This is a genomic window from Streptomyces sp. NPDC029164 (assembly GCF_055563995.1).
This window is the reverse complement of sequence record NZ_JBVHWW010000003.1, coordinates 1-13,523: the sequence shown is the minus strand read 5'-3', so window position 1 is coordinate 13,523 and position 13,523 is coordinate 1. Positions and strand designations below refer to the sequence as shown.

At 73.3% G+C, this 13,523-nt stretch carries 9 protein-coding genes; 4 read left to right on the top strand and 5 right to left on the bottom strand.

Annotation, left to right across the window (positions count from 1 at the left end; translation table 11 throughout):
• Positions 1 to 6 precede the first annotated feature (6 nt).
• On the top strand, positions 7 to 1,911 hold the full coding sequence (locus ACZ4VT_RS04270) for a helix-turn-helix domain-containing protein (RefSeq protein WP_467946458.1): 1,905 nt from the start codon (positions 7 to 9) through the stop codon (positions 1,909 to 1,911).
• Positions 1,912 to 1,927: 16 nt separating this feature from the next.
• On the opposite strand, the gene ACZ4VT_RS04265 is transcribed toward ACZ4VT_RS04270, so the two are convergent.
• Positions 1,928 to 2,701, bottom strand: a complete 774-nt coding sequence (locus ACZ4VT_RS04265) for a TetR/AcrR family transcriptional regulator (protein WP_467946456.1) — start codon at positions 2,699 to 2,701, stop codon at positions 1,928 to 1,930.
• A 102-nt stretch (positions 2,702 to 2,803) separates the two neighbouring features.
• On the opposite strand from ACZ4VT_RS04265, the gene ACZ4VT_RS04260 reads away from it, so the two are divergent.
• The gene (locus ACZ4VT_RS04260) at positions 2,804 to 5,077 is read left to right on the top strand and encodes an ATP-binding cassette domain-containing protein (protein ID WP_467946454.1); all 2,274 of its coding nucleotides are present in this window, start codon (positions 2,804 to 2,806) and stop codon (positions 5,075 to 5,077) included.
• A gap of 215 nt (positions 5,078 to 5,292) precedes the next feature.
• On the opposite strand, the gene ACZ4VT_RS04255 is transcribed toward ACZ4VT_RS04260, so the two are convergent.
• Positions 5,293 to 6,408 carry an enoyl-CoA hydratase/isomerase family protein gene (locus ACZ4VT_RS04255; RefSeq protein WP_467946452.1) on the bottom strand — a complete coding sequence of 372 codons (1,116 nt, stop codon included), beginning with the start codon at positions 6,406 to 6,408 and terminating at the stop codon, positions 5,293 to 5,295.
• 150 nt (positions 6,409 to 6,558) lie between these two features.
• The gene (locus ACZ4VT_RS04250) at positions 6,559 to 7,125 is read right to left on the bottom strand and encodes a DUF6434 domain-containing protein (RefSeq protein WP_467946450.1); all 567 of its coding nucleotides are present in this window, start codon (positions 7,123 to 7,125) and stop codon (positions 6,559 to 6,561) included.
• Positions 7,126 to 7,253: 128 nt separating this feature from the next.
• Between ACZ4VT_RS04250 and ACZ4VT_RS04245 the strand changes: the two genes are divergently transcribed.
• Together ACZ4VT_RS04245 and ACZ4VT_RS04240 are read left to right on the top strand one after the other, a co-directional pair.
• Complete coding sequence (locus tag ACZ4VT_RS04245) at positions 7,254 to 7,841, top strand: isochorismatase family protein (protein WP_467946448.1); 588 nt, start codon at positions 7,254 to 7,256, stop codon at positions 7,839 to 7,841.
• A 211-nt stretch (positions 7,842 to 8,052) separates the two neighbouring features.
• Positions 8,053 to 10,011 (top strand): CASTOR/POLLUX-related putative ion channel, encoded by a 1,959-nt coding sequence (locus ACZ4VT_RS04240; protein WP_467946446.1) that lies wholly within the window; start codon positions 8,053 to 8,055, stop codon positions 10,009 to 10,011.
• A 36-nt stretch (positions 10,012 to 10,047) separates the two neighbouring features.
• Here ACZ4VT_RS04240 and ACZ4VT_RS04235 read toward each other — a convergent pair whose 3' ends face one another.
• On the bottom strand, positions 10,048 to 10,422 hold the full coding sequence (locus ACZ4VT_RS04235) for a hypothetical protein (protein ID WP_362797751.1): 375 nt from the start codon (positions 10,420 to 10,422) through the stop codon (positions 10,048 to 10,050).
• A gap of 44 nt (positions 10,423 to 10,466) precedes the next feature.
• Positions 10,467 to 13,253 (bottom strand): ATP-binding protein, encoded by a 2,787-nt coding sequence (locus ACZ4VT_RS04230; protein WP_467946444.1) that lies wholly within the window; start codon positions 13,251 to 13,253, stop codon positions 10,467 to 10,469.
• Positions 13,254 to 13,523: the final 270 nt, after the last annotated feature.

Here is a 13,523-nt window from a genome sequence, read left to right as displayed (position 1 = left end):
CCCCGTATGCTCCCCGCCGTGACAGCACCAGGCACCCAGCACTCCCACACGGCCGTACGCCGGCTCCTCGACCTGCTGGCCGAGGGCGCGCCCGCCGAGGACTACGCCCGTCCCGGCGCCGAGGCCCGGGAGGCCGGTGCCCCGGCGGGCGAGCTGGCCGACATCGCCGAGGCCACGGGCGTGGCCCTGCGGATCCGGCGGACCCTCGGTCAGCACCGGCGGCGCGAGGCCGAGCTGACGGCGTTGTTCGACACGGCGAGCGACCTGGCCGCGCTGCGCGAACCGGACGCGGTGCTGCGGGCCATCGTCCACCGGGCCAAGCTGCTGCTCGGCACCGACGTCACCTATCTCTCCCTCAACGACGAAGCCGCGGGCGATACGTACATGAGGGTCACGGACGGCTCGGTCGCCGCCGCGTTCCAGCAGGTGAGGCTCGGCATGGGCGAGGGGCTCGGCGGCCTGGTGGCCCAGACCGCCCGTCCGTACGCCACGGGCGACTACCAGGCCGACTCCCGCTTCCGCCACACGTCCGCCATCGACGGCGCGGTCGGGCAGGAGGGGCTGCGGGCGATCCTGGGCGTGCCCCTGCGCGTCGGCTCGCGGATCATCGGCGTGCTGTACGCGGCGGACCGCGCTCCCCGGGAGTTCTCCCCGCAGGAGGTGGCCCTGCTGTCCTCCCTCGCCGACCACGCCGCCATCGCGATCGACGGCGCCCGGCTGCTGGAGGAGACCCGGGCCGCGCTGGCCGATCTCAACTCCGCCTCCGAGACGATCCGGGCCCACAGCGAGGACGTGCGCCGGGCGGAGCGGGCCCACGACCAGCTGACCGATCTCGTCCTGCGCGGTGGCGGAGCCGACGAGGTGGCCGCCGCCATCGCCGCCATCCTGGACGGCGCCCTCGTCATCCACGACGCCCACGGCGCCGAGCTCGCCCGGGCCGGGACCGGGCCGGTGCCCCCGCCCGCCCGGGCCGTGGAGGCCTCCCGGGCCAGCGGCCGCGCCGTCCCGCAGGACGGGACCTGGGTGTGCGCGGTGCTGGCCGGACCGGAACTGCTCGGCAGCCTCGCCCTGACCGGGCGCGCCGATCTGTCGGACACCGACCGGCTGCTGTTCGAGCGCGCGAGCGTCGTCACCGCGCTGCTGTTGTTGCTGCGCCGGTCCGTGGCGGAGACCGAGGACCGGGTGCGCGGAGAACTCCTCACCGACCTCCTCGCCCTGACCACGGACCCGGGCGCCCTCGCGGCCAGGGCGCAGCGCCTCGGTGTGGACCTGTCCCGGCCGCACTCCGTCTTCGTCATGCACGGCGACGCGGCCTCACGCCACCGCCTCCTCGCGGCGGCGGCCCGCAGCGGTCCCGCGCGCGGCGCCCTCGCCGGGATCCACCACGACCACGTGGTGCTCGTCGCGCCGGTCCGGGCGCCGGGCCCGACCGCCAAGGCGCTGGCGGCGGAGCTGAGTCAGGCCGTGGGTTCCCCGGTCACGGTCGGCGCCGCGGGCCCGGCCACGGGGCCGGCGGGGCTGTCCGGCGCGCACGGTGAGGCGCACCGCTGCCTGTCCGCGCTGCGCGCCCTGGGCCACACCGGGCGGGGCGGGGCCGTGTCCGAGCTCGGTTTCGTCGGCGTACTCCTCGGCGATCAGGCGGACCTGGTCGGGTACGTACGGAACACGCTCGGTCCGCTGCTCGACTACGACGCCCGGCGCGGCACGGACCTGGTCCGCACCCTGGACGCGTACTTCGCGCAGGGCACGAGCCTGACCAGGACGAGGGCGGCGCTGCACGTCCACGTCAACACCGTCGTGCAGCGCCTGGACCGGGTCGGCCGGCTCCTCGGCGAGGACTGGAACTCCCCCGCGCGCACCCTCGAGATACAGCTCGCGCTGCGGGTGCACCGCCTGACGCACGGGCTCTGAAGGGGCTCTGAAGGGGCTACGGGGTGGCTTCCGGGCCGGGCCGGGAGTCGATCAGGCGGGCCAGTCCGTCCAGGACGCACCGGAGGCCGAAGGCCCAGATCGTCTCCGGGTGGTATCCGCCGACCTCGCTGCCGACGCGGCCGGCGAGCGGGTAGCGCTCCGGGTCGAGGGCCCGCTCCAGCAGGGGTTCGCTGACGGCCCACCAGTCCTCCTGGCTCTGCCGGCTGTTGTGGGCGGCGTCGTCGGCGGCGGCCAGGGCGTTGGCGTGGACGAAGCCGAGGAGGTGGGTGAGGGCGGCGTCCATCTCGACGTCGGTGAGCCCGATGCCCTCGAAGGCCGCGAGTTCGTACTCGTACTTCCCGATCACTCCGGGGCCCAGCGGCGGGCGGGTGACCGCGAGGTCCGCGATCCAGGGGTGGCGGACGAGCAGGTCCCGGTTGTCGTCGGCGACGCGGGCGACCCGTAGCCGCCAGGGCTCGCCCGGGTCCACCGCCCGGCGGTCCATGTGGTGGTAGGCCTCGTCCAGCATGAGGTCGAGCAGTTCGGCCTTGCCGGGGACGTAGGTGTAGAGGGTCATCGGTGTCACCCCAAGGCGCCGGGCCAGTGCCCTCATGGTCAGCGCGGGCAGCCCCTCCTCGTCGGCGAGGGTGGTCGCGGCGCGGACCACGGTGTCCACGCTGAGGCCCTGCCGCGGGCCGCGGCGCACGGGCTGCGCCGGCTGCCCGGGCTCGCGCCACAACAGTTCCAGTGTGCGGACGGGGTCGCCCGCCCCGCTCCGGTCCTTCGCCATGCCCGGTCCTCCGCATGTTCGGCCACTGGGTCATTAACTCACTACGTCGTATAGAGTACAGTGTAGAGAGTTAGCTCGTAACACCGCCACCCGAGGAGTTCCGTGCAGAACGCCGCCGACAGTCACCAGGTCATCCAGGTCCGCGGAGCGCGGGAGAACAACCTGGCGGACATATCCCTCGACATCCCCAAGCGCCGGCTCACCGTCTTCACCGGCGTCTCCGGCTCGGGGAAGTCCTCGCTCGTCTTCGGCACCATCGCCGCCGAGTCGCAGCGGATGATCAACGAGACGTACACCGCCTTCGTCCAGTCCTTCATGCCGAGCCTGAGCCGGCCGGACGTGGACGGGCTGCACAACCTGAGCGCCGCCATCGTGGTCGACCAGGAGCGGATGGGCGCGGGCTCGCGCTCCACGGTGGGCAACGCCACCGACGCCTACACCATGCTGCGGATCGTCTTCTCCCGGCTGGGCGCCCCGCACATCGGCACGGCGAGCGCCTTCAGCTTCAACAACCCCGAGGGCATGTGCCCGCGCTGCGAGGGCGTCGGCCAGGTCTCCGACGTGGACGTGGACCAGCTCGTGGACCGCGAACTCTCCCTCAAGGAGGGCGCGATCACCGTCCCGGGCTACGCCGTGGACTCCTGGTACTGGCAGGTGATGGCCAACTCCGGCTTCTACTCCCCCGACACGAGACTGAAGGACTTCTCCGAGCAGGAGTGGGCCGACTTCCTGCACAAGGAACCGGTGAAGGTGAAGGTGGGGCCCAACAACTTCACCTACGAGGGCCTGATCACCAAGATCACCCGGACGTACCTGGCCAAGGACCGCGAGTCCATGCAGCCCCACATCCGGGCCTTCGTGGACCGCGCCGTCGTCTTCGCCGACTGCCCGGACTGCGGCGGCAGCCGGCTCTCCGCGGCCGCGCTCTCCTCCCGCGTCGACGGCGTGAACATCGCCGAGTGCGCGGCGATGCAGATCAGCGACCTGGCCGCGTTCGTCGCCCGCATCGAGGACCCGTCGGTGGCGCCGCTCCTGGCCGGCCTGCGCGGACTGCTCGACTCCCTCGTCGAGATCGGCCTCGGCTACCTCAGCCTGGACCGCCCCTCGGGCACCCTCTCCGGCGGCGAGGCCCAGCGGGTCAAGATGGTGCGCCACCTCGGATCCTCGCTCACGGACATCACGTACGTCTTCGACGAGCCGACCACCGGCCTGCACCCGCACGACATCCGGCGCATGAACGACCTGCTGCTGCGGCTGCGCGACAAGGGCAACACCGTGCTGGTCGTCGAGCACAAGCCCGAGGTCGTCGCGATCGCCGACCACATCGTCGACCTGGGACCGGGCGCGGGCACGGCCGGGGGGCGGCTCTGCTACACCGGTGACCTGGCGGGGCTGCGCGCCTCCGGCACCCTGACCGGCCGGCACCTCGGACACCGGGCGCGGCTGCGCGAGTCGGTGCGCGTCCCGACCGGGCAGCTCTCCGTCAAGGGCGCCGACCTGCACAACCTGAAGGACGTCAGCGTGGAGGTGCCGCTGGGTGTCCTCACGGTGGTGACCGGTGTCGCGGGCTCGGGGAAGAGCTCGCTGATCCACGGCTACCTGGCGGGCCGGGACGGGGTGGTGGTCGCCGACCAGTCCCCGATCCGGGGCTCGCGCCGCTCCAACCCGGCGACGTACACCGGGCTGCTCGGCCCGATCCGGACCGCCTTCGCCAAGGCCAACGGGGTCAAGGCGGCGCTGTTCAGCGCCAATTCGGAGGGCGCCTGCCCGCACTGCAACGGGCTCGGGCTGATCTACACCGACCTGGCGATGATGGCGGGGGTGGCCTCGGTGTGCGAGAGGTGCGAGGGCAAGCGGTTCACTCCTGAGGTGCTCACCTACCGGCTGCGCGGCAGGAACATCAGCGAGGTCCTCGACATGCCGGTGACGGAGGCCCACGCGTTCTTCACCACCGGCCAGGCCCGGGCCATCCTGGGCCGCCTCGCCGACGTGGGCCTCGGCTACCTGCGGCTCGGCCAGCCGCTCAACACCCTGTCGGGCGGCGAGCGGCAGCGGCTCAAGCTGGCCATCAGCATGGCGGAGAAGGCCTCGACGTACATCCTGGACGAGCCGACGACCGGCCTGCACATGGCCGATGTCGACAAGCTGCTGGCCCTGCTGGACCGGCTCGTCGACGACGGGAACTCGGTGATCGTCATCGAGCACCACCAGGCGGTGATGGCGCACGCCGACTGGCTGATCGACATCGGCCCCGGCGGCGGACACGCGGGCGGCGAGGTCGTCTTCGAGGGCACCCCGGCGCGCCTGGTGGCCGAGGCGGACACGCTGACCGCCCGCCACCTGCGGGAGTACGTCTCCGGCTCCGTCTCCGGCTAGGACCCCAGGCGGGCACCGAGAACGCCGTACGCGCCATGCGTACGGCGTTCGCACGTGCGTGAGGGTGGCGGCATGCCAGCCGACGAGAAGCAGCAGAGTCCCGGCGCGTCCGCCGCCTCCCGATCCCGTCCGCCTGGACCCGCCCGCGCCGCGAGGAGCGGCAGCCGGCGCTCAGCCGGGACCAGATCGTCGTGGCGGCCGCCTGGAGGTCCGGCTCAGCCGCGGCTGAGACCGCCCTCGGGCAGGCGCAGTTCACGGCCCTCCCCGAGCGGGGCGAAGTACCGCTCCACGTCCGCGCCGGACACCTCCGCCAGATCGGCCGGCGACCAGCGCGGCCGGCGGTCCTTGTCGACGACCTGGGCGCGGATGCCCTCGACCAGGTCGGGCGAGCGCAGGGCGTGGCAGGACACGCGGAACTCCTCGGCGAGCACCGGCTCCAGGGAACCGAGGGCCGCGGCCCGGCGCAGCGAGGCGAGGGTGACCTTGAGCGCGGTCGGGGACTTGGCCAGGATCGCCTCCGCGGCCTCCTTGGCGGCGGGCACGCCCTGGGCGAGCAGCCGGTCCACGATCTCCTCGACGGTGCCGGCCGCGTAGCAGCGGTCGATCCAGGCGCGCCGCTCGGCGAGTTCGCCGGGCGGCGGCGCCTCGCCGTACCGGGGCAGCACCTCGTGCGCGGGGGCCGTCGCGAGGTCCGCGGTCAACTCGGGCAGGCGGTCGGCCGGTACGAAGTGGTTGGCGAGCCCGCACAGCAGCGCGTCGGCGGCGCCCACCGCGGCGGCGGTGAGCGCGAGGTGGGTGCCGAGCTCCCCGGGGGCCCGCGAGAGAAGGTGCGTTCCGCCGACGTCGGGGACGAAGCCGATGCCGGTCTCGGGCATGGCGACGCGGGAGCGTTCGGTGACGATGCGGACGGTGCCGTGGGCCGAGATCCCGACGCCGCCGCCCATCACGATGCCGTCCATGAGGGCCACGTACGGCTTGGGGTAGCGGGCGATCCGGGCGTTGAGCCGGTACTCGTCGCGCCAGAAGTCCGCCGAGGCGGTGCCGCCGGCCTTGGCGTCGTCGTGGATGGCCCGGATGTCCCCGCCCGCGCACAGCCCGCGCTCCCCGGCACCGCGGATCAGGACCTGGTGGACCGCAGCGTCCTCCGCCCACGCGGCGAGCGCCGCGTCGATCCGCAGCACCATGGGGTGGGTGAGGGAATTGAGGGCCTGGGGGCGGTTGAGGGTGATCACCCCGGTCCGTCCCTCGACGTGGAGCAGGACCGTGCTGTCGGTGCTGCCGGTGCTGCCGGTGCTGCCGGAGTTCCCTGCGGTGTCGTCTTCGCTCTTCACAGCGATCAGTATGTCCGCGGCGTGGGGTCGGCGGCATGCGGAAGAAGGCACCCACACCTTCGGCAACGGCGTCGTACTCCTGCGCTACGCCCGCCCGTAGGCCCGGCCGTCCGCCCGAGGAGCCTGCGGGGAGCCCGGGGCGCGTCCGCGTCAGTCGCGGGGGCGGGACCGGTGGGCCTGCCAGGCGGCCAGGGCCTCGGCGCGGGCTCCGTCGGGCTGCCGGGCGTGCCAGTCGCGCAGGAAGCGGTTGAACTCGAACTGGGCGCCGACCTCCTGGGGTTCGGCCGCCCGCGCGCGGGTCCCGTGCCAGTGGGCGACAGCCTCGGCGAGGGTGTGCCCCGCATGCTGGGCGACGTACTCCCGCATGAAGGCGTCGAAGTGGAAGGCGGGACCGATCTCCCGTACGAAGTACTCCCGCAGCACCTGGCTGCACCGCTGGCCCTGCGGGATCACGGTCGAGCCGCCGACGGGGGCCGCGAGCTGGCGACCGGCGCGGCGGGGTGCGGAGGCCGCCGGGGCGGCGGGTACGGGGAGTCCGTCGAGCGCGGCGGCGAGGCGGGCCGTGACGGCCGCCTTGCCACCCCCGGCGGACAGGCCTATCCGGCGTGCCAGAGCGCTCAGTTCGGCCAGCGTCCAGTACCAGCGCAGCAGTTCCGCCCCGGTCAGCGCCGCCGTCAGGGCCGGCCGTGATTCCCCCACCATCGCATTCGCACTCACGTTCCCACACTAAGGGGCGCGGAGCGGACGGTGAACACGACGGCGGACAAACGGAGCCGACCCGCAGGGCCCCACCCAATGTCCCTTATCTTCGGACATGTCCCATCCAGTCGCCCGACGGAGGCCCCGTGACCGACGACCCGAACCACCTCATCCTCGGCGAGGACACGGCCCTGGTCCTCATCGACCTCCAGACGGGCATCCTGGGCATGCCCATCGCCCGGCCCGCCTCCGAGATCCTCGAGAAGGGGATCGCGCTCGCCGAGGCGTTCCGCGCCCACCGGCTGCCCGTGGTCCTCGTCAAGGTGGCCTGGTCCCCCGACGGCGGCGATCTGCCCACCTCCAACGTGGACCGCCCTGGTCCGGCCGCCGCCCCGCCCCCGGCATTCTCCGAGGTCCCCGCAGGACTCGCCGCCCTCGGCGACGCGGTCGTCACCAAACGGCACTGGGGCGCCTTCACCGGGACCGAGCTCGACCTCCAGCTGCGCCGCCGCGGCATCCACCGGATCGTGCTGGCCGGCATCTCCACCAGCGCCGGCGTCGAGTCCACCGCCCGTACGGCGTGGGAGCTCAGCTACGACCTGGTCTTCGCGGAGGACGCCACCGCCGACACCGACCCCGACTCCCACGCCCACACCTTCGGCAAGATCTTCCCGCGCATCGGCAAGGTCAGCAGCACCGACGAGGTCATCGCGGCCCTGCGGTCCCCTTCATAGTCCCGTCGAACGGGCCGCCGAACAGCCGCTGCCACGTCTCGCCGGCCCGTACCTCGCTCGGCCTGTTCCGGCAGCCGGAGGCGACGAGCGGGGCCGGGCTCCTCGACCAGTGCGGCGGTCCGCCGATCGGCACCCGGGACGGCCGAGGGGGGTTCACCCGTAACCGGGAGGGCTCCCGTGGGTTAGCAGCGCGGAAGACGAGGGAGTCCGCATGGCACAGCAGCACACGAAGTCCCTGCGGCTGCGCCTGCGGTACCGGTTCGACCATCTGGTGGCAGGGGGCACCGCCGCGCTCATCGGCTGGCTCGCCCTGGCCTGCCTCGCCGTCGTGATCCCGGCGAGCACGGTGCTCGTCTGGGCCGACCACGGCGCGCCGACGACCCTCTCCGGCCGGCTCACGGCCGTGTGGGTCAGCGTCGGGCAGACCCTCAAGATCGGCGGCGCGGTCGGCTCCCCCGTCTACGTGCTCGCCTCGGTGACGCTCGCCCTCGTCGCGCTGCTGTTCGTGTCGACGCTGGTCAGCCTGATCACCACCGGCATCAACAGGCGGATCATGGCGCTGCGCCGCGGGCACTCCACCGTGCTGGAGGCGGGGCACACCGTCGTCCTCGGCTGGTCCGATCAGATCCTTCCGGTGATCGGGGAGCTGGTGGCCGCCAACGCCAACCAGCGCAGGTCGGCCATCGCCGTCCTGGCCCCGATGGACAAGGTGGAGATGGAGGACGAGATCTTCACCTCCGTCGCGAGGACGGGCACGACGCGGATCATCTGCCGCAGCGGCCGCACCACGGATCCCTCGGTGCTGGCCCGGGTGAGCCCGCAGACCGCGAAGGCCGTGCTCGTCCTGCCGCCCGCCGGGGAGACGGGCGACGCCCATGTGGTGAAGACCCTGCTGGCCCTCGACGCGGCGGTCCCCGGGCCCGGTGACGCGGTGGTGGTCGCCGCCGTCCGTGACACGCGCAACCACCTCACCGCCCGGCTGGCGGCGGGGCCCGGCGGACACGTCCTGTGCGTCGACGACATCATCGCGCGGCTCCTCGTACAGACCGCCCGCCAGCCCGGACTCTCCCTCGTCTACCAGGAGTTACTGGACTTCGCGGGCGACGAGTTCTACACCGCTGCCGCCCGGGGTCTGGCCGGACGCACCTTCGGCGAGGCCCTTCTGGCGTTCACCACGTCCTCGGTGGTCGGCCTGCTGCGCGGCGACGGCGGCGTCGTCCTCAACCCGGACCCGGGTACGGCGATCGCCGTGGGCGACCGGATCGTCCTCATCTCCGAGGACGACGACACGGCCGTGCCGCAGGACGCGGCCGCCTGGGTCGAGGAGGACGCCATCGTGACGGCCCGCCCGAGGACCCCGCTGCCCGAACGTCTGCTCCTCCTGGGCTGGAACCGCCGCGCCCCGCTCGTCCTGGAGCAGCTCGACCAGTTCGTGAGCCCCGGAACCACCCTGGACGTGGTGGCCCTCGGCGGCGAAACGACCCTGCGCACCAGCCCCGAGGCCGCCGCGGTGCGCAGCCGACTCGACGTGTCCTTCCGCGGCGGGGACATCACCGATCCCCAGGTCCTGGCGAAGCTGGACGTGCCGTCGTACGACAGCGTGATCGTCATCGGCGAGGCGGCGACCGGGACGGGGGCGGCCGCCGGCACCGGCACCGGCACCGAAGACCCCGGCATCGAAGACTCCGGCATCGGCGCCGACACCGGGACGGACGACCGCACGCTCGTCACGCTGCTGCACCTGCGCGCGATCGGTGAGGCCGCGCAGCGGGACCTCTCGCTCACCACCGAGATGTCGGACGACGGCAACCGGCTGCTGGCCCCCGCCCGCGAGGGCGCCGACTTCATCGTCAGCGGACGGCTCATCAGTCTCCTCATGACCCAGATCTCGGAGAGCCGCTATCTGGCCGACGTGTTCGAGGAGCTCTTCAGGGCGAAGGGGAACGAGCTCTACCTGAAGCCGGTATCCGACTACGTCCGCACCGGCCGCGAGGTGGCGTTCGCCACCCTCGTCGAGTCGGCGCGCCGCCGCGGTGAATGCGCGGTCGGCTACCGGCTGCGCGCGCGGGCCGCCACGGGCCCCGACTTCGGGGTGCGGCTCAATCCCGACAAGCGGGAGCGGGTCCGCTTCGGCGAGCACGACTGGCTGATCGTGCTCGCCGAGAGCTGAAGTGGTCCGGTCGAAGGTCCGCTGACCGGGAGAGGGCTACTGCGGTCCGGCGATGCCCAGGTGCGCCGCCAGGGTCATGAAGGCCGCGGTCAGGGCGGGCACGCCGGCCTGGGTCAGGTAGCCCACGAAGCCGCCCATCAGCTGCTGGAGCCGTGAGGGCGAGGGCTCGTCCCCGGCCGCCTCTCCCTGCAACTCGTGCAGGGTCCGCCGCGCACCGTCCTCCTGATCGGTGGACAGGCCGAGCCGGGGGATGAGGCCCAGCATCAGCTCCACGAACGGAGCCACGGCCGCCGCCGTTCCGGAGTCGGCCGAGATGGTGGTGGAGGTCTGTTTGCCGTGGTCACCGCTCTGGAAGTGGCCGGTGGCCGCGCCGTGAATGATGATGTTCCGGGTTCCCTGGTCGTCGGCCATCTTCCCGTCCTTGTCTGGTGTCTTGGGGTGTGCGGGAGCGCACATCAGCCGTTCGAGGGTGTGCCGAGGCACTCGGTTCCTGCCGGGCCGCCGAAGGACGAGCAGGGGACGCGCTCCAGGGGCGGCTCCTGCGGCGTCGGCATCCTGGTCACGCCGGGAGCGAGACGGACCCTGGGGAACCGGGCGAAGGCGCCGGCCAGGGCGCTCGTGCCGGCGTCGCTCACGTCGGTGCTGGACAGGCCGATGTACCGCCCGGTCGTGAGGTTGAGCGTGCAGGTCCCCGTGCCGTTCGCGTACGTCTCCTGGCGGCCGCTGCTCTCGTCGATGCCCCTGCCGTTCGGGTCGAACGGGCTGGGAGAGGCGGGCCCTTCGTCGCAGCCGAACCACTCGGGCTCTCCGTTGAAGGGACGGGAAAACCCACGCGTGTTGCCCGTGATCTTGGCCGAGAGGCTCATTTTCGTGTGGAGGGGTACGACGAACTCACAGGCGCGTGGGGGCGGCGGCCCCGCGCCCTGGCCCGCGTTCCGGCCGAGGTCCAGAGGCGGTTGGACGCAGGGTTTCGTACCCGGCGTGTCGGGGGCGACGGTGACCTCGAAGTCCGTCGCCCCCAACTCGACGTGCACCAGGGCGGTTGGCGGTGCACCGGTGGATCGGCCGCCGGTCAGCCGCAGGCACTCCCGTCTGGCGGGCTCGTCGTCGGGGCTGGTCGTCGTGGCGCACACGGTGCGTTCGCCGTCGGCCTTGACGGTGCATGCCGCGGAGGAAGGGCCTTCCTCGCACCCCCAGTAGACGACGCTCACACCCTGCGGGAGCGGTTGGGCGGGAATGACCTGTACGGGTCCCCGCTCCCCCTTGACCACCTGCGAGACCTTCGTGCAGCTGGTCTTGCCGGTCCCGCCCAGGCAGGGGCCTTCCGGGACGCCGGGCATGTCCCTCACCTCGAAGAGGCTGGTCGCGACGTGCACGTGCAGGGGCACGGTGGGCGGGGCGGCGGAACCGCCGCCCATGTTCAGGACCGTGACGGTGCCACCCACTGCCGCGAGCAGCGAAGCTCCGATCACCACCTTGGCGAACAGCGAAAGACCGACCGGATCCCCGGGTGGGACGGGGGCTCCCGTGCCCGGTGGCGGACCGTGCGTCGGCGTTGGGGGGTCTGCGGGCAGATGCGACGGCGGCGGCCGGCTGTGCGCCGACGGAGCTGAGCTCGTGCCGGGGCCCGGGTCCGAGCCGGGGCCCCGGTCCGATCCCGCGCCGTGGTCTGAGCCCGATCCCGTGTTCGAACTCGCGCCCGTGTCACCACCCGTGTCCGTGCTCGTGTCCGTGCCCGGACTGGAATCGGGGCCCGGGAACGGCGCCGGGCCGGGCGTGGTCAGGGCCTGGGCGCCTTCGGCGATGGCGGCGCCGGTGTGGTCACCGAGGGCGTACCAGGCGGCCGCCGCCGCGCCGAACGCGGCGGCGGCGGCGACACGCTTGCCCGTCAGCCATGAACGCACGCCGGATTCGTACGTGAAGTAGGCCTGGGCATGTTCGTCACCGGCCTGACGGGCCGAGGCCAGGCCCCGGGTCAGGATCCGGCCCCATGCGCCCCAGCGAAGGGAGCACGCCAGAAGGGGGGCCGCGGCTCTGGTGAGAGCGACGCCCAGGTCAGGCCGGCCCGCCCGGCCGACGGCGTCGGCGAGTCCGGCGATCAGCAGGCTGTGGTCCGCCAGTGCCACGGGCTCGGTCCGCCGGGCGGACACCCACGCGGTGAGCCGGGTCACGGCCTCCGCGAGCTGCCGGGGGTCGAGCGCGAGGTGCTCCGGCAGCGTGCCGCTCGGATCGCCGGCCAGGCGGACCTGCGGCCCGGTGACGCTCAGCACCCCCAGCCCGGCCAGCCGGCCGACGGCTTCCTCGACGGCGGTGGTGGTGGCGCCCGGTACCAGCAGCGTGAGCACCTCGACGGTGGTGTGCGCGTCCGGCACCGTCCCGAGGAGCGACAGGATCTGCCGGGGCACGCCGACGAGCCCGGTCACGGCCCCGCGCAGCAATCCGGGAACCTCGGCGGGTGCCGGCAGCAGCGCCGTCCCCCCGTCCGCGCCGGGGCGTGCCAGGGCGGCCGCCCTGATCAGCGCGTACGGATTGCCCTCGCTCGCCCGCCACAACGAGGCCGCCGTGTCGGCCTCGGCAGGGAACAGCGGACGTTCCAGCTCCCGGGCCAGCAGCTGCAGCCCGGCCGACGCGGGGAGACCTGCGAGGGCCACGTCCCCGCCCTCCCCCCACAGCAGGCGCTCGCGCGAGCTGAAGGCCAGGGTGGCGGACGGCATCGCGTCCTGCAGCCGGGTCAGCTCCCCGGCCGGTACGTCGAGGTCGTCGACGACGACGCAGAGCCGGAGCCCGGCGAGGAGGCGGTGCAGCTCCCCCTCCCCCGGGCGGTATCCCGGGGCGTCGTAGCAGGCCTCGAAGACACTCTGGGTCAGGTCGTCGACGTCCCTGCCGTGCCCGTTGAGGTACACGACGCCGTCGTGGTGGCCGATCTCGAACACCGCCTGCCGGATCAGCGTGCTCTTGCCGATCCCCGCGGGCCCGTGCACCCCGGCCGGTTCGTTGCCGGTGATGCTCCGTACCAGCGAGGCCAGCTCGCCGTCCCTGCCGAGCGGCGGCCGGCTCGCACGGCGCGGCAGGCGTTCGATGCGTGCGCGGCGTACCGGCTTGGGCCGTGCGGCCGGGCTCACCACCGTCACGGCGGAATGCGTCGCGTTCACTGTGATGCTCAGGACGTCGTTGTTGTCACCGGTGACGAATTGGCCGAGGGCGTCGCCGCCCACGGACAGGCTCCGGTCTCCACCCGCCATTGTCCCTCCCGCCTTGGCGTACGGAACGTCTCGGCCAGCATTCCGCGTCCGTGCACGCCGCGATACCGGAATGGCGTACTCCTCGTCGCCGCCGAGGAGGTGAATCGTTTTGCCCCGAACCGCCACCGGCGGCCCGGGGGGGGGGGGGGGGGGGGGGGGGGGGGGGGGGAGGTGGGGGGGGGGGGTGGGGGTGGGGGGGGTGGGGGTGGGCGGGGGGGGGGGGGGGGAAGAGGAAGGCATGGGGAGGGCGGGGGGGGGAGAGGTGGTTCT